This window comes from Mycobacterium sp. (assembly GCF_036273375.1).
Lineage (GTDB): Bacteria > Actinomycetota > Actinomycetes > Mycobacteriales > Mycobacteriaceae > Mycobacterium.
On record NZ_DASUHS010000136.1, the window covers coordinates 26,739 to 42,707 of the forward strand.

Consider the following 15,969-nt stretch of genomic DNA (forward strand, 5'->3'; position numbering starts at 1 on the left):
GTGAACGACCAATATCGAGCGACCTATACGCACGGGCATCACGAATCGGTGTTGCGCTCTCACCAGCGACGTACCGCCGAGGACTCCGCCACATATCTGTTACCGCACCTGAAACCGGGGCTGTCCGTGCTCGACGTCGGGTGCGGACCCGGCACCATTACCGCCGACCTGGCCGCGCGGGTCGCACCCGGACCGGTCACCGCCGTCGACCAGGTCGCCGACGTGCTCAGTGTTGCCCGCACCGAAGTTGAGCGACGCAATCTGTCCAACGTCTCGTTCGCCACCGCTGACGTGCACAACCTCGACTTTCCCGACGGCGCCTTTGATGTCGTGCACGCGCATCAGGTGCTGCAGCATGTCGCCGATCCGGTTGCAGCCCTGCGGGAGATGCGGAGGGTGTGCGTGCCGGGCGGCATCGTGGCCGCGCGCGACGCCGACTACTCCGGGTTCATCTGGTACCCCGAGCTGCCGGCGCTCGACCTGTGGCGACATCTCTACCACCGTGTCGCGCGGGCCAACCGCGGCGAACCGGATGCGGGACGGCGACTGCTGTCATGGGCGCAGCAAGCGGGATTCGGCGACATCACGCCCACCGGCAGCCTGTGGTGTTATGCCACGCCCGCGACGCGCGACTGGTGGGGCGGAATGTGGGCCGACCGCATTCTGCACTCGACCGTGGCGCGTGACCTGGTGAGCCTCGACCTGGCGACCACTGCGCAGCTCGAGGAGATCTCTGCCGCGTGGCGAGAATGGGCCGCCGTCCCAGACGGCTGGATCGCCATCCCGCACGGCGAAATCATCTGCCGCGCATAGGGCAGTCAGTCGAGAAACAGGTCCGGGATCGGTTGCTCGCCACCGCCGTACCGAGACAGGTCCGAAACCCCCGCGGAGTGCAGAACATTGGCGTCGATGTAGCAGTTGCCGGTGGCTTCCCGGCTGGGACGAGAGATGATCTCGACCGCGGCGTCGGCCATGATTTCGGGGCCGCGCGACGACTCGGCCAGCTTGTCTCCGTCGGCCATGTTCGCCACCGCCGCGGTGGCGATATACGTCTGCGGCCAAAGGCAATTAACGCCGATCCCGGCGTCGGCGAATTCCGCCGCCCAGCCCAGCGACAGCAGCGTCATGCCGTACTTGGACAGCGTGTAGGCGGGGTGGGCGCCCAGCCACCGCGGGTTCATGTTCACCGGTGGCGAGATGGTCAGTACGTGCGGGTTGGCGGACTTGTCCAGGTGCGGCACGCACGCCCTGGTCAGCAGGAAGGTGCCGCGGAGGTTGATCTCCTGCATCAGGTCGTACTTCTTGGCCGATAACTCGGCGGTCGGCTCCACCGCGATGGCGCTGGCGTTGTTGACGCAGACGTCGACGCCGCCGAATCGCTGCACCGCCGCATCGACCACCCGTTGCACATCCTCTTCGCGGCGGACGTCACCGACGACCGCGAGCGCCTTGCCACCGGCGGCCTCGACCTCGGCGGCGGCGGTGTGCACCGTCCCGGGCAGACGGGGATGGGGGGTGTCGGTCTTGGCAAGCAGCACCACATTGGCGCCCTGCCTGGCCGCGCCGATTCCGATCGCGAGACCGATTCCGCGGCTGCCACCGGAGATGACGACGGTGCGATCGACGAGCGATGCGTTGGGCACTGAGCCTCCTTTTACCTGGTCAAACGGATGGTATTGGCATTCTCTTTTTTTGCAAGTACGTTATTCACCGATGGATAATACGGCCCACACTCCGTCTGGTATCCCGCTGCAGCCCGTATACGGACCGGCGGATGTACGCGCGGAGCCTCGGCAGCCGGGGGAGTTCCCGTTCACCCGGGGTAACTTCGCGTCCGGCTATCGCGGCAAGCTCTGGACCTTCCGGCAGTACTCCGGATTCGGCACCGCGGAGGAATCCAACCGCCGCTACCGCTACCTGCTGGAGCAGGGCGGCACGGGGCTGTCCGTGGCGCTCGACCTGCCTACCCAATGCGGCTACGACTCCGACGACCCTGAGTTCGGCGAGGAGGTCGGCCGGGTCGGCGTCGCGGTGGACACTCTGGCCGATTTCGAGATTCTGTTCGACGGCATCCCGTTGGACAAGCTCAGCACAAGCATGACGATCAACGGGACGGCGGCGATCCTGCTGGCGTTCTACGTCGCCGCCGCCGAGAAAAAAGGGATACCGCGGGCCAAGCTCACCGGGACCATCCAGAACGACATTCTCAAGGAGTACGCGTCGCGCGGCACTTGGATCTGGCCGCCGGAGCCGTCGCTGCGACTGATCGCCGACACCATCGAGTTCTGCGCGGCCGAGGTTCCCCGGTTCAACGCGATTTCGGTGGCCGGGGCGCACTTCCGGGATGCGGGGGCCAACGCGGTGCAGGAGATGGCGTTCACCCTGGCCGACGGGGTGACCTATTGCGACACCGTGGTAGAGCGTGGCCGCATGACCATCGACCAATTCGCACCGCAGATCTCGTTCTTCTTCTACACCCACGGCGACTTCTTCGAGGAGATCGCCAAATACCGTGCCGGGCGCCGGCGTTGGGCGACCATCGTGCAGGAGCGCTACGGGGCGAAAACAGCGAAGGCGGCGATGTTCCGCTTCGGCTGCGTCTGTGGTGGCGCATCCCTATACGCGCCGCAGGCGCACAACAACATCGTCCGGGTGGCCTACGAGGCGATGGCCGCGGTGCTTGGCGGTGTCCAGTCGATGTTCACGGCGGCCTGGGACGAGCCGTTCGCCCTGCCCACCGAGGAGACCACCACACTGGCGCTGCGCACCCAACAGATCCTCGCGCACGAAACCGGCGTGGCCAGCGTCGCCGACCCGCTGGGCGGCTCGTACTTCGTGGAGGCGCTCACCGATGCCACCGAGGAGCGCATCATCGAGATCATGTCCGACCTCGAGCGACACGGCGGGATGGTGCAGGCCATTGAGGATGGCTACCTGCAGGGCCTGATCGCCGACGAAGCCTTCAACATGCATCAGGATGTTGAAGCCGGCGCTCGCCCCGTCGTCGGGGTCAACCGGTTCGTGACGGAGGAGCCGGCACACGACGTCGTCACCTATGAACTCGACGCCGAAGGACGCGATCTACAGCTCAAGCGGCTGTCCAAAGTCAAGGCCGAAAGGGATTCGGCCGCCGTGAAAGCCACCCTTGCGGCGCTCTCGAGTGCCGCCGAAGGAAACGACAATCTGATGCACAAGCTGATCGACTGCGCCAACGCGTACTGCACGGTCGGGGAAATGGTCGCCGCCCTCAAAGCCGTGTGGGGCGAATTCCAGCAACCGGTGGTGTTCTAGATGGCGGTCCGCGTTCTTGTTGCCAAACCCGGCTTGGACGGGCATGACCGCGGCGCCAAGATCGTCGCCCGCACCCTGCGTGACGCCGGGTTCGAGGTCATCTACACCGGCATCCGCCAGCGCATCGAAGACATCGCCTCGATCGCCGTCCAGGAAGACGTGGCGGTAGTGGGGTTGAGCATCCTGTCGGGTGCGCACCTGGCACTCACCGCGCGCACCGTGGAAGCGCTGCGCGCCGCCGATGCCGCCGACATCGCCGTCGTTGTCGGGGGCACCATCCCGCACGCCGACGTCCCCAAGCTGCTCTCTGCCGGTGCCGCCGCCGTATTCCCTACCGGCACACCGCTGGACAACTTGGTGCGCGACATCCGCGCATTGACCGGAACGCCGGAAGCAGTCTCGGAGGAACCATGCGCGTCGGAGTAATGATCGGCGCCGAGCGTGGCGACATGGCCCGCAAGGTGGACAAGCTGGCCTCGGACATCGAATGGGCCGAATCCGCGGGCCTGGACACCGCCTGGATGCCGCAGGTGCCCAACGACTTCGACTGTCTGACCATGGTGTCGCTGATGGCAGCCCACAGCTCGCGCATCGAGCTGGGGACCGCCGTGGTGCCGCTGCAGGCGCAGCACCCCGTTGCCCTTGCCCGCCAGGCGCTCTCGACGCATGCGGTGGCCGATGGGCGGCTGGCGCTGGGCGTCGGGCCGTCGCACCACTGGATCATCCGGGACATGCTCGGCTTGCCGTACGAGAAGCCGGCCGGCTACACCCGCGACTACCTCGAAGTGCTCAACGCCGCCGTTGCGGGGCCGGGATCGATTGATGTCGAGAACGATTCGTTCACAGTGCACAATCCGCTGGCGATCGGGGCCGATACACCGATGCCGGTGCTCGTCGCCGCTTTAGGGCCGGTAATGCTGCAGATTGCCGGCGAACTCGCCAACGGCACCGTGCTGTGGATGGCCGACGAGCGCGCGATCGGCGATCACATCGCACCGAAGATCACTAAGGCCGCCGCGGACGCCGGTCGTCCCGCGCCGCGGATCGTCGCGGGGATCCCAGTATGCCTTTGTGCGCCTGGGCAAGTCGACGCGGCCAAGGAGCGGGCCAACCGCATCCTGGGTGAGGCCGAGGTGTCGCCGAACTATCAGCGCCTGCTCGACCGCGGCGATGCCCGCGATGTCGGTGATCTGTGTGCAGCCGGTGACGAGGAGGCGATCCTGGCCCGGATGCGCCGCTTCGCCGATGCGGGCGTGACGGATCTGTCGGTGCGGCTGCTGCCCATTGGTGACAACCGTGATGAGCTGGTCGCTTCCAAGCGGCGCACCCGAGAGATGATCGCCTCACTCGCCGCGGAATTGCGTTGACCGCAAGCAACATCGGACCGCTGGCCGGGATACGCATCCTGGAGGTCGGCACCATGCTGGCGGGTCCGTACGCGACCATGCTGCTCGCCGATCTCGGTGCCGAGGTCACCAAGATCGAACCGGCCGGCGGCGAGATCTCCCGCAGCGTCGGAGCCACCTATTTCGCCAGCCTCAACCGGAACAAGTCCAGCATCACGCTTGACCTCAATTCCGGTGCGGGACAGCAGCGATTGGGCGAACTGGTCACCGAATCGCACGCGCTGCTGGTGAACCTGAAGCCGTCTGCCATCCGCCGGCTCGGTCTGACCTACGACGCGTTGCGACCGCACAACGAGCGGATTGTCTGCGTGGCGATCACCGGCTTCGGTCTGTACGGCGGCGACGATCCGGCCTTCGACTACGTGGTGCAGGCGGGCGTCGGTACCGCCGCGTTGACCGGTGACCCGGACGGTCCGCCGACGCTGCCCGGCTACTCGTCGGCCGACAACTCCACCGGAATGACCGCGGCCCTGGGGCTGTTGGCCAAAATCATTTCCGGCACCGGCGGCCAGGTGGATGTGTCGCTGCGCGACGTCATGCTGTCCCAGCTGAATTACCACGCCTCCGCCTATCTCAACGGTGGCGTCGAGCCGCAGCGCCGCCCCTATGGGGCGCACTCGTATTACGTTCCGGCTCAGCTCTTTCCGACCGCCGAGGGATATCTGGCCCTGTTCATCACGCACGACGGCTTCTGGAAGTCGTTCGCCGCGGAAGCGGGCATCGGGGGTTTCGAAACGATGGCCGAGCGAGTCGCACGCCGCGACGAAGTGCTGGCGGTCGTCACGGCGATGCTGGCCACCGACAGCGCCGTCGGGTGGGAGCAGCGACTGCGCCCGCTCGGAGTTCCGGTCGCAGCCGTCCGGACCCTGCCCGACGCGCTCGAGGCGACACCGGAGGTGATTGTGACAGCGGGCGAATTCCGTTTGGTCGGAAGCCCCATCCACGTCTCCGGGTATGAGCCGCAGTACCGGCCGCCGCCCGCGTTGTCGCAGGACTAGTCACCACGCGAGTGTGAAACTAACTTCACGTTCGACCTCCAGCGTGAAACTAACTTCACGTTCGAGGCCTTACGCCGGCTACGCCAGCTGCTTCTCCGCGTAGAGCCGCGCCCACTCGGCGCGCGACCGGATCGACACGTCCACGTCACTTCCTTTGGCGCGCAGGGCCTTAACATTCGCCTGCTCGCGAGGTGTTCGGGCGAACGGATCCCAGCCGAAGAACCGGCACGAGTTCTGCCAGGTGATCTTCTCGATGTCGGAGTCGTCGGCGCCGGCGGCGTGCAGCTCGGCGAGCACCTGCTCGGGGGCGTCGGGCCAGAAGCAGTCTGAGTGCGGGTAGTCGCACTCCCAGGCGATGATGTCGATGCCGATCTCGTGGCGCAGCTTCAACGACGTCTTGTCGGTGACGTAACAGGCCAGCGAGTGCTCGCGGAAGACGTCGCTGGGCAGCTTGTCGCCGAAGTCGCGGCGTAGCCACTTCTGGTTGGTGTAGTGGCGGTCGCTGCGATCCAGGTAAAACGGAATCCAGCCGATACCGCCCTCGGAGAAGGCGAATTTCAGATCCGGGTAGTTGCGCATCGCGGGGCCCCACAGCAGATCCTGCGCGCACATCGCCGAAACCTGGGTGGCCAGAATGATCAGGTTGTCGATCGGCGCGTTAGGCGCCATGCTGATCGCACCGAACCCGGTGCCGATGTGCAGACACATCACCACGTTCTCCTCGGACAACGTGCGGAACACCGGGCCCCAGTAGTCCTCGTCGTGGTAGCTCGGAAGTCCTTCCAAGTGAGGCAATTCCGGCATGGTTACCGCCCGACAGCCCTTCGCGGCGACCCTGCGGATCTCGGCGCACATCGCCTCGGGGTTCCACGTCGGCAGGATGGCGATCGGGATGAACCGATCGGGATACGACCCGGCCCACTCGTCGATGTGCCAGTCGTTGTAGGCCGACACCATCACCAGAGTGACCTCTTCGCGGTGCATGTTCAGGTGCCGAGCCGAGAAGCCGGTGAACGTCGGGAAGCACATCGACGCGAGGATGCCGTTGCGGTTCATGTCCCGGACGCGTTCGTGGACGTCGTAGACGCCGGGACGCATCTCGGCGAACCCGGCGGGATCGCGGCCCCACTCTTCGGCCGGCCAGGACACTACGGCGTTGAGTCCGCTCACGCCCTGGGGCCTGCCCTGGTACATCCACTGGTCGACGCCCTTGTCGTCCATCACGACGATCGGGGCCTCGTCCCGGTACTTGGCGGGCACGTGCCGCAGGAACATGTCCGGCGGTTCGACCACGTGGTCGTCAATGCTCACCAAAATCAGGTCATCGACCTTCATCAAGCAGTCCTCTCCCGCGCAGCGACCGAGCCGACCTCGGTCAGCCGCTGCACTCCGTGGTGGTCTCGAGCAGTCGTGGAATGGGCGCCGGATCCAGCTGCAGGGCGTCCGACATGTGCAGCTGCCCCGCGCTGGCGATCATGTTGTCCAGAATCGCCTGCAGGTCCTCACCCTCGATCTCATAGATGGCGACGTAGGGCCCGTCGGCGGCGACGGGTCGCAGCCGGCGTGCCGAGACGAATCCGTCCAAGGCAACGAGCTCATTCAGGTGCACCTCGTCGTACCAGGTGTTGTATTCCTGCTCGCGCTCGGGTGAGCTGGGTCGGCTCTCCACGAGGATGATGCCCTTGGCCATCGTCGCCACCTCTCTGGCTGCTACTCGTAGCGCACCGTGACCGAGTCCGTATCCGGAACGCCCTGGCACGTCAGAATGTAGCCCTCGGCGACCTCGTCCTCCTCGAGAGCGTCGTTGACCCGCATAGTGGCATGGCCCTCTTCGAGCTTGGCCATGCACGTACCGCAGTTGCCGGCCTCGCAACTGAACGGCGGTTCCAGCCCGGCCCGCCGCGCGGTCTCCAACAGAGTCTCGCCCGGGACTATGGGTGCCGACACCTTCTTTCGGTCGAGATGAATCGTCACCGTTCCGGCACTGGAGCCGTTTGTCGCCGGATCTGTCACCCGTGGGGTCCCCTCGATGATCCGGGTGACCGTCATTGAGACCGCCCCCTCTCCCGTACTTGCATTCTTCAGTATAGAGAATACTATTCTCACGAAGAGATAGCATCTTCTCAAGACTGTATGGATGTCGGGTCAGCCCGGTCTGTCAGGGAAGGACGGGACGTGACCGAGCCGGCAGCGCTCGTGTTCGAGGAACGTCGCTTCAGCGTGCCCGAAGTCGACGCGTTAGCCGACGGATGGGCCGCTAACCTGGCAAAAGACGGTGTCACCGCGGGTCAACGCGTCGCCGTGATGGCCTCGAATCGGCCGGAGTTCCTCGCCGTGGTGCTGGCGATCTGGCGAGTGGCGGCTACAGCGGTGCTCATCAGTCCCGCGTGGAAGCGCGACGAGGTCGACCATGCGCTCGCGCTGACCCGCCCCGAGCATGCGGTCGGGGACCACCCGGTGCTGGCCGGTCTGATGCCGATGCTGCACCTCGACGAGCCGGTCCCGCCCGCAGAGCCGGTAGCCGGCTCACCGCCGCCCACGAACGACGCGGCGCTGGTGTTCAGTTCCGGCACCACCGGCCTGCCGAAGGCCGTCCGGCACACCCATGCCTCGCTGAATGAGGCGGTGCGGCACTGGCGCCGAGCGTTGCAACTGACGCAGCACGACCGGATCCAGGTTGCGACGCCGCCGTCACACATTCTCGGACTGTTGAACCTGCTGACCGCGTGGGAGACCGGCGCCTGCGTGCGGCTGCATCGCCGCTTCGACATTGACCGGGTGCTGCAGCACATCGAAAGTGACCGCATCACAGTGGAAATGGCGGTCGCGCCCATCGCGCTGGCCATCGCCTCGCATCCCGACCTCGAGTCCTATGACCTGTCGTCGCTGCGCTACATCATGTGGGGTGCCACGCCGGTCAACACCCACGTCGCGGAGACGGTCACCCGGCGCACCGGAGTGCGTTGGCTTCCGGCCTACGGAACCACGGAATTGCCTGTCGTAGCGTGCAATCCGATCGAGGACCCGCGGCTCGACACCGTCGGGCGAGCGGTGCCCGGTGTGGACGTACGCGTCGTTTCACTGGAGACCGGCGAGCCGGTCTGCCCGGGTGAGGTCGGTGAGATCCAGGGCCGGTCGGCGTCGCTCATGGCCGGATACCTACCGGCCGAAGCGACCGGCGAGGCGATCCGCGACGGGTGGTACCGCACCGGGGATGTCGGCTGGCTCGACACCGGTGGTTGGCTGCGAATCACCGACCGCCTCAAAGAGATGATCAAAGTGCGCGGGTTCCAGGTCGCCCCCGCCGAAATCGAGATGGTGCTGCAGGGTCATCCCGCCGTCAAAGACTGCGCGGTGTTCGGGATTCCCGAAGGACTCAACGGTGAAGCCGTCATCGCCGCGGTCGCCGCGTCCGAAACCATTGACACAGAGGCGGTCACCACCGAATTGACCGCCCGGGTGGAGGAAAGATTGGCGTCATATAAACATCTGAGCCGGGTGGTCTTCGTCCCCGACATCCCCCGCCTGCCGTCTGGCAAGGTGCTGCGTCGAGTGCTGAAGGAGCGATATGGATGTACGTCTGACAGCTGAACAACAGCAATTACGCGATGCCGCCGCCAAGCTGGCCGACGATCTGGGCCCCGCAACCGTGCAGGATCTCGACGACCAGACTCGGATTACCCGTCTGGACAAGCAAATCGAGAACACCGGCTGGCGGTCGTTGCGTTCCGATGGGGCCTCCGGTGTGGAGGTAGCCATCGTGGCCGAGGAGTTCGGCCGCCGCCTGGTTGACACACCGTTCCTTGGGCCCGTACTCGCCGACGATCTGGGCCGCCATGTCGGTGCGGACGTATCGGCGGCGACGGTCGCCGTCGGCGATCGAGTGATTGATGCCCGCGGCGCCCGGCGCGCCCTGTCGCTTTCGCGCGGCACGGTCCTCACTGTCGATGTGCAGGGTTCGCCGCAGAGCGTCGACCTCACGCGGGCTGACGCCACGATCGCGGGATCGCCGGAGGCGTTGGGGGACGTGTCCTCCGAGGTTGCCGAGCAATGGCGGGCCCTCGCGCTGGTCGCCACGACGGCCGACTTGGTCGGCATCGCCCGGGGCGCGCACGCCGTCGCCTGTGACTACGCGAAAATCCGTGAACAGTACGGCAAGCAGATCGGCTCGTATCAAGCCATCGCGCACCTGCTGGCCGAAAGCCTTGCGCTGATTGAGGGTTCGGTGAGCGTGTTGCGGCATGCCGCGTGGGCGGTCGATGAGCTTTCCCCCGCCGAAGCGATCCGGGCCGCACAGATCGCAAAGGTTTACTGCGCCCGCGCCACCCGCACCGTATGCGAGACGGCCATCCAGGTGCACGGCGGTATCGGCAACACCTGGGAATGCGTGGCGCACGTCTACCTGCGCCGGGCCCTCACATCGACCGAGCTGTGGCCGGTCGCGTTGAAGGAGATCGATCTTGGACTTTCGTGACTCACCCGATGAAGCCGCCTTCCGGGAGCGGCTGCGCACGTGGCTTGCCGCACACGCCAAGGAGTTTTCGGGCTCGGGCGACGAGTATTGGCTGCGCATGGCCGACTGGCACCGCGCCCTGTACGAGAACGGCTTTTTCGGCCTGTCCTGGCCACGCGATTGGGGCGGCCAGGACCTGGCGCCGGTCTACGACGTCATCGTCGACGAGGAGCTGGTGCGTGCCGGTGCACCGCCGCGGCCCAGCGTCGGTTATCTGGTGTACGGCATCGGCGCGCACGCCAGCGACGAGCTTCGAAAACGCTTCCTGCCCGGCATCATCAACGGCACCGAGCGCTGGTGTCAGGGCTTCAGCGAGCCGGGCGCCGGCTCGGATCTGGCGTCGCTGACCACCACCGCGCGCCTCGAGGGCGACAACTATGTGGTGAACGGGCACAAGATCTGGACCAGCTACTCCGACATCGCGGGCCGGTGTTTGTTGCTGGCGCGCACCGACCCCGAGGGCAAGCGCCACCGCGGTCTGTCCGCGTTCGTCCTGGACATGAAACAGCCTGGTGTGCAACAGCGCCCGCTGCAGATGATCAACGGGGTCACCAACGAGTTCGGTCAGGTGTTCTTCGATGATGCGACGGTGCCGGCGGACCGGATGGTCGGCGCTCCCGGCGATGGCTGGGCGGTGGCGATGACGGTCGTCGGGCACGAACGCGAGCCCTCCACGCTGGGCTATGCGGCCCGCTACGGCAAGCTCGTCCGAGAGCTGTTGTTGCGCAACGACGGTGAAGTACCCGTTGAGCTGGCGTGGGCCGCGGTCCAGTCGGATATGCTGACCCATCACGTTCGGCGGCGGCTGTCCGAACAGCTCGATGGAGTATCGCACGGCTCGGAAGGGTCGCTGGACAAGCTGCTGATGACCTGGGTGGAACAATCCGTCGGGCATGCGGCCCTTGCCGTAACGGGAACGCGCGATCCCGATCTGCTGAGCGCCTATCTCTACAGCCGGGCGCAGAGCGTCATGGGCGGGACGTCACAAATACAGAAGAACATCATCGCTTCACGAATCTTGGGATTGGGAGTCTGACGTGTACGACATGCCTACCGAAATCGACGTTCAGGCCGACGGTGCCCTGCGCATCATCACGCTCAACCGGCCGGATTCGCTCAACTCGGTCAATGACAACCTGCACGTCGGGCTCGCGCGATTGTGGCAGCGACTGACCGATGACCCCACGGCCCGCGCCGCGGTGATCACCGGTGCGGGCAGGGCGTTTTCGGCCGGCGGCGATTTCACGTATCTCGAAGAGCTGGCGAACGATGCTGAGCTGCGCGCCAAAACCATCCGGGACGGGCGCGAGATCGTGCTGGGCATGGCCCGCTGCCGAATTCCGGTGGTGGCGGCGGTCAACGGCCCCGCCGTCGGGCTGGGCTGCAGCCTGGTGGCGCTCAGCGACATCGTCTACATCGCCGAAAGCGCCTATCTGGCTGACCCGCACGTGCAGGTTGGGCTGGTGGCCGCCGACGGTGGGCCGCTGACCTGGCCGCTGCACATCAGTCTGCTGCTGGCCAAGGAATTCGCCCTCACCGGCACCCGCATCAGCGCACAGCGGGCTGTCGAACTCGGATTGGCCAATCACATTGCGGATGATCCCGTTGCCGAGGCGATTGCCAGCGCCAAAGAGATTTTGGAGCTGCCGCAGCAGGCGGTGGAGAGCACCAAGCGGGTGCTCAACATCCATCTGGAGCGGGCCGTGCTCGCCAGTTTGGACTATGCGCTGTCGGCCGAGAGCCAGTCGTTCGTGACCGAGGATTTCCGGGCCAACGTCGCGAAATTCAACGCGGCCAGGAAGAACTGAGGTTGTGGCTGCACGAAGGCCTCAGGCGTCGTGCCGGCGCAGGAAGTCATGCATCACCGCATCGAACTTGTCCGGCTCCTCGATGAACGGCATGTGAGCGCTGGCTTCGAACAGCTCGAACCGTGAACCAGGTATGCGCTGGTGTATATCCCACATGTGTTCGGGCACGCATTCGTCGTACCTACCCGCGAGCACCAGTGTCGGTAAGGCGATTTCATGGAGCCTTTCGAACACGTCCCAGTTGCGGATCGTCCCCACAATGTGAAAGTCGCTGGGGCCGAACATGGTTTCGAAGATTTCGGCGCCCATGTTCCGAAACGCATCCTCGAGCTCTCGCGGCCAAGGGCGTACCCGGCATAGGTAGGTCTCGTTCCAGGTGCGGATGGCGGCCTGATACTCGGGCGCGTGCGTGGTGCCCGCGGTCTCGTGCTGGTCGATGGCGGCCTGGGTGGCCGGGTCAAGTTCGGACTTCAAGCGCGCCACCATCTTCGCGAACTCCGGGATGGAGGCGATGCTGTTGGAAATGGTCAGGCTTGCGGCGCCGGCGGGCGCCTCGAGCACGTACTGCTGGGCCAACATCCCACCCCAGGAGTTGCCGAAGAGGTGGAAGCGATCCAGACCCAGGGCTCGTACCACGGCGTCCACCTCGGCCACCGAGCGATCCATCGTCCAAAGCTCCGGGTTGGGTGGGCATTTGGAGTTTCCGCAACCGAGCTGATCCCAGAAGATGACCTCGCGCTCCGTGGAAAGCCGCCCCAGTGACCGCAAGTAGTTGTGCGGCAGGCCTGGACCGCCGTGAATGACAAGCAGCGGGAGGCCCGCACCACCACCGGTCCGCTTGAACCACACGTCGCCGCCCGGGACCGCGACCATTCCCTGATGCATCCACCCACCATCGCAAATCAGCGCATTTTCCGCAGTCCCGTTGCGCACATCAGCCGGAATCCATTGCAACATGCCGCACGGACGGGGCCGCGTCCTGGCAGGATCATTTACCGTGGCCGCCAGCAGCGGTGGCCACATAGGAGGGACGGCAATGACCAGTGTCGCAAACCCGATTCCGCCGCAAAGCTTTTCGGGAATCGTCGGGCACCGCTTCATTTACACCTACGCCAACGGATGGCAGTACGAAATGTACGTGAAGAACGCCACCACCATCGACTACCGCATCCACTCCGGACACGTCGGCGGCCGTTGGGTCAAAGGTCAGGAGGTCAACCTCGCCCAACTCGACGACGACAGTTTCAAAATCTCCTGGACCGAACCCACCGGCACCTGCGTGGCGGTCAACGTCCTGCCCTCCAAGCGCCGCATCCACGGGGTCATCTTCTTCCCCCAGTGGGTCCGAACGCACGGTGAGCGCACCGTCTGCTTCCAGAACGAACACCTGGATGAGATGCGCGCGTACCGTGACGAAGGCCCGACCTACCCCATCTACGAAGTCCCCGAATTCGCCTACATCACCCTGTTCGAATACGTCGGGACCGACGACGAAGCCGTCATCGACACCGCTCCCGATCGCCTCCCGCCGGGATGGTCAAACCGCACCAACTGACCGACCCCGGCCGCTTGTTGCGACTCGTACTCTCGTAATGAGAGAATATGATTCTCGTGAGTGTGCGGATTGCTCTCGGAGTTCCGCACCTGCTGGTTGAACTGGAGAAGATCCGTGTCTGAAGCCGTCATCGTGTCCGCCCTGCGCACCCCCATCGGCACCGCCCGCAAGGGCACTCTGCGCGACACCAGCGCGTTCGATCTGGCGCAGCATGTGGTCACCGAAGCGGCCAGAGATCTGGATCCGGCGCAGGTCGACGATGTGATCCTGGGCGAGGGGCTCTACGGCGGCGGTGTGATCGCCCGCCACGCGGCCATCACGGCCGGGCTGCCCCACGTACCCGGTCTGGCCAACAACCGGCACTGCGCGGCCGGACAGGCGGCGGTGCAGAGCGCGGCGGCAAGCGTGCGCGCCGGGATGGACGAGCTGATCATCGCCGGAGGTGTGAATGCCGCGTCGACGTCGCCGCGCTCCCGCCTCCAGGTGGACGGTGAGTGGATTGACTGGTTCCCGCCGACCCATCCGAACCGGCCAGACGCGCCGAACATGGACATGTCGATCACCGTGGGCTGGAACGCCGCGGTCAAGGCCGGCGTGAGCCGTGCGGAGATGGACGCCTGGGCGCTGCGGTCACACCGCAACGCCATCGCCGCCATCGACGAAGGCCGCTTCAAGGAGGAGATCGTCCCGATCGAGACGCCGCATGGCCTGTTCTCGGTCGACGAGCACCCGCGTCGCGACACCACCATGGAAAAGCTGGCCGCGCTCAAGCCGCTGCACCCCGAAATCGAGGGCTTTTCGATCACCGCCGGCAACGCGTGCGGCGCCAACGACGGGGCGGCGGCGCTGGTCGTCGCGAGCGACCGGCTGGGGCTGTCAGCGCTTGCCACGATCCGGTCCTGGGCATCCGTCGGCGTCGACCCGGCGATCACCGGCCTGGCGCCGGTGGAGGCGATACCGAAAGCCCTTAAGCGAGCCGGGCTTTCGACCTCCGAGGTGGATCTTTTCGAGATCAACGAAGCCTTCGCCGCGATGTGCGTGGCCACCATCAAACTGCTCGAGCTTGACCCCGACAAGGTCAACGTCAGCGGCAGTGGCTGCTCGCTGGGACACCCCGTCGGGGCGACCGGCGCCCGGATGCTGGTCACCCTGGTGCACGAATTGCGCCGCCGCGGCGGTGGCATCGGTGTCGCGGCGATGTGCGCGGGAGGCGGAATGGGCTCGGCGACGGTAATCGAGGTCGCGGCTCCATAATGCGTACATGATCATCGCTGATCTGATTGCCCGCGCACGCAATGGATCTCCCCGCGCGGCCGGTCGGCTTCTCAGCCTCGTCGAGGGCGAGCAGCGCGACGAGGTTTTGGCGACTATCGGCCCCGCCCCGCAGGACATGGGGCCGGTCGTCGGCATCACGGGGCCGCCCGGCGCGGGGAAGTCGACGACGGTCGCCGCTCTGGTCAGTGCCTACCGCGAACGCGGCTGCCGGGTGGCAGTGTTGGCGGTAGACCCGTCATCGCCGTTCAGTGGCGGTGCGCTGCTGGGCGATCGAATTCGAATGGCCGCGCATATCAACGACTCCGACGTACTCATCCGCTCGGTGGCCACCCGCGGGCATCTGGGGGGCCTTGCGGCCGCGGTTCCGGCGGCCATCCGACTGCTGGGGGCGATCGGTTACGACGTGGTCCTGCTGGAGACGGTGGGGGTGGGGCAGTCCGAGATCGAGATTGCCGCCGTCGCCGACCCGACTGTCGTCATTCTCAATCCCGGCGCGGGCGACGCGGTTCAGGCCGCCAAGGCGGGCGTGCTGGAAGTCGCCGACATCGTGGCGGTCAACAAGGCGGACCGGGACGGCGCCGAACAGACGGTTCGGGATCTTCGGGCCGAAACCAGCGCTCCCATCGTGTCGCTGATCGCCGCCCGGGGTGGGGGCATCGAAGATCTGATGGCCGCCATCGAGGACCACCGCCGCACCGACAGCCGCGCCCGCCGGCTGGCCCGCGCCCGAGCGCAGATTCTGTCGCTGGCCCAAACCCGGCTGCGTACCCAGCCCGATCTCGACCGGCTCGCCGAGGCGGTCGTCGACGGCGACCAGGACCCGTACACGGCCGCCGATCAGCTGGTCTCACCGCCCATGCCTCAGACCGACTGACAGCCCGCTTGTCCCCCGATCGGGGGATAGGCGCATTCGTCACATTTGCGGGCCGATCGGCGGAGGTGCGTCGCGTGCAACCGCCCTGAGTTGAGGGTCAGGCAGATCACTTGAGATACGATTTGGTTCAGGTTAGTGCACGTCGGCGTTGCTGTACGTATCGTGAACGAATCTTTTGATGCCTCAACCCGTTTGGGCTTTGATCCGGTGCTGGCCATCACCGGCGGCGGTGAGTTCCCTAGTTGGTTG

17 protein-coding genes are annotated in these 15,969 nt (G+C 65.9%); 12 read left to right on the plus strand and 5 right to left on the minus strand.

Features of this window, described 5'->3' with window-relative positions:
• Window positions 1-813, plus strand: a complete 813-nt coding sequence (locus tag VFW69_RS13290; protein ID WP_526501952.1) for a class I SAM-dependent methyltransferase — start codon at window positions 1-3, stop codon at window positions 811-813.
• A gap of 5 nt (window positions 814-818) precedes the next feature.
• Here VFW69_RS13290 and VFW69_RS13295 read toward each other — a convergent pair whose 3' ends face one another.
• On the minus strand, window positions 819-1,643 hold the full coding sequence (locus VFW69_RS13295; protein ID WP_526501954.1) for an SDR family oxidoreductase: 825 nt from the start codon (window positions 1,641-1,643) through the stop codon (window positions 819-821).
• 70 nt (window positions 1,644-1,713) lie between these two features.
• On the opposite strand from VFW69_RS13295, the gene VFW69_RS13300 reads away from it, so the two are divergent.
• The 4 genes from VFW69_RS13300 to VFW69_RS13315 are packed head-to-tail and all read left to right on the plus strand — an operon-like array spanning window position 1,714 to window position 5,695.
• Window positions 1,714-3,291, plus strand: coding sequence for a methylmalonyl-CoA mutase family protein (locus tag VFW69_RS13300; protein ID WP_526501956.1), 1,578 nt, complete (start codon window positions 1,714-1,716; stop codon window positions 3,289-3,291).
• Window positions 3,292-3,717, plus strand: a complete 426-nt coding sequence (locus tag VFW69_RS13305) for a methylmalonyl-CoA mutase C-terminal domain-containing protein (RefSeq protein ID WP_526501958.1) — start codon at window positions 3,292-3,294, stop codon at window positions 3,715-3,717.
• Window positions 3,702-4,658 (plus strand): LLM class F420-dependent oxidoreductase, encoded by a 957-nt coding sequence (locus VFW69_RS13310; protein WP_526501960.1) that lies wholly within the window; start codon window positions 3,702-3,704, stop codon window positions 4,656-4,658. Before VFW69_RS13305 ends, VFW69_RS13310 begins: the two co-directional genes overlap by 16 nt.
• A complete protein-coding gene (locus VFW69_RS13315) occupies window positions 4,655-5,695 on the plus strand; it encodes a CaiB/BaiF CoA transferase family protein (RefSeq protein ID WP_526501962.1) in 1,041 nt (346 codons plus the stop codon). The genes VFW69_RS13310 and VFW69_RS13315 overlap by 4 nt, the downstream gene beginning before the upstream one ends.
• A 78-nt stretch (window positions 5,696-5,773) precedes the next feature.
• On the opposite strand, the gene VFW69_RS13320 is transcribed toward VFW69_RS13315, so the two are convergent.
• From VFW69_RS13320 to VFW69_RS13330, 3 genes are read right to left on the minus strand one after another with little or no spacing between them, the layout of a single operon-like run.
• Window positions 5,774-7,030: an amidohydrolase family protein gene (locus tag VFW69_RS13320; protein ID WP_526501964.1), complete on the minus strand. Its 1,257-nt coding sequence runs from the start codon at window positions 7,028-7,030 to the stop codon at window positions 5,774-5,776.
• Between the two features lie 40 nt (window positions 7,031-7,070).
• Complete coding sequence (locus VFW69_RS13325) at window positions 7,071-7,385, minus strand: hypothetical protein (protein ID WP_526501966.1); 315 nt, start codon at window positions 7,383-7,385, stop codon at window positions 7,071-7,073.
• Between the two features lie 20 nt (window positions 7,386-7,405).
• Complete coding sequence (locus VFW69_RS13330) at window positions 7,406-7,744, minus strand: 2Fe-2S iron-sulfur cluster-binding protein (protein WP_526501968.1); 339 nt, start codon at window positions 7,742-7,744, stop codon at window positions 7,406-7,408.
• Between the two features lie 126 nt (window positions 7,745-7,870).
• Here VFW69_RS13330 and VFW69_RS13335 point away from each other — a divergent pair, with 126 nt between their 5' ends.
• Genes VFW69_RS13335 through VFW69_RS13350 form a run of 4 tightly spaced genes read left to right on the plus strand, consistent with a single transcriptional unit; the run spans window position 7,871 to window position 12,016 of the window.
• Window positions 7,871-9,286, plus strand: coding sequence for a class I adenylate-forming enzyme family protein (locus VFW69_RS13335; protein WP_526501970.1), 1,416 nt, complete (start codon window positions 7,871-7,873; stop codon window positions 9,284-9,286).
• The gene (locus VFW69_RS13340; RefSeq protein WP_526501972.1) at window positions 9,264-10,169 is read left to right on the plus strand and encodes an acyl-CoA dehydrogenase family protein; all 906 of its coding nucleotides are present in this window, start codon (window positions 9,264-9,266) and stop codon (window positions 10,167-10,169) included. Before VFW69_RS13335 ends, VFW69_RS13340 begins: the two co-directional genes overlap by 23 nt.
• Window positions 10,156-11,244, plus strand: a complete 1,089-nt coding sequence (locus VFW69_RS13345) for an acyl-CoA dehydrogenase family protein (RefSeq protein WP_526501974.1) — start codon at window positions 10,156-10,158, stop codon at window positions 11,242-11,244. Before VFW69_RS13340 ends, VFW69_RS13345 begins: the two co-directional genes overlap by 14 nt.
• Window position 11,245: 1 nt before the next feature.
• Window positions 11,246-12,016, plus strand: coding sequence for an enoyl-CoA hydratase/isomerase family protein (locus VFW69_RS13350; RefSeq protein WP_526501976.1), 771 nt, complete (start codon window positions 11,246-11,248; stop codon window positions 12,014-12,016).
• Between the two features lie 21 nt (window positions 12,017-12,037).
• On the opposite strand, the gene VFW69_RS13355 is transcribed toward VFW69_RS13350, so the two are convergent.
• Window positions 12,038-12,889, minus strand: coding sequence for a proline iminopeptidase-family hydrolase (locus VFW69_RS13355; RefSeq protein WP_526501986.1), 852 nt, complete (start codon window positions 12,887-12,889; stop codon window positions 12,038-12,040).
• A gap of 163 nt (window positions 12,890-13,052) precedes the next feature.
• Here VFW69_RS13355 and VFW69_RS13360 point away from each other — a divergent pair, with 163 nt between their 5' ends.
• From VFW69_RS13360 to meaB, 3 genes are all read left to right on the plus strand, one after another.
• Window positions 13,053-13,571 carry a phenolic acid decarboxylase gene (locus tag VFW69_RS13360; RefSeq protein WP_526501978.1) on the plus strand — a complete coding sequence of 173 codons (519 nt, stop codon included), beginning with the start codon at window positions 13,053-13,055 and terminating at the stop codon, window positions 13,569-13,571.
• Between the two features lie 114 nt (window positions 13,572-13,685).
• Window positions 13,686-14,825: a thiolase family protein gene (locus VFW69_RS13365; protein WP_526501980.1), complete on the plus strand. Its 1,140-nt coding sequence runs from the start codon at window positions 13,686-13,688 to the stop codon at window positions 14,823-14,825.
• Window positions 14,826-14,832: 7 nt separating this feature from the next.
• Complete coding sequence (gene meaB, locus VFW69_RS13370) at window positions 14,833-15,720, plus strand: methylmalonyl Co-A mutase-associated GTPase MeaB (protein WP_526501982.1); 888 nt, start codon at window positions 14,833-14,835, stop codon at window positions 15,718-15,720.
• The last annotated feature ends 249 nt before the right edge of the window (window positions 15,721-15,969 follow it).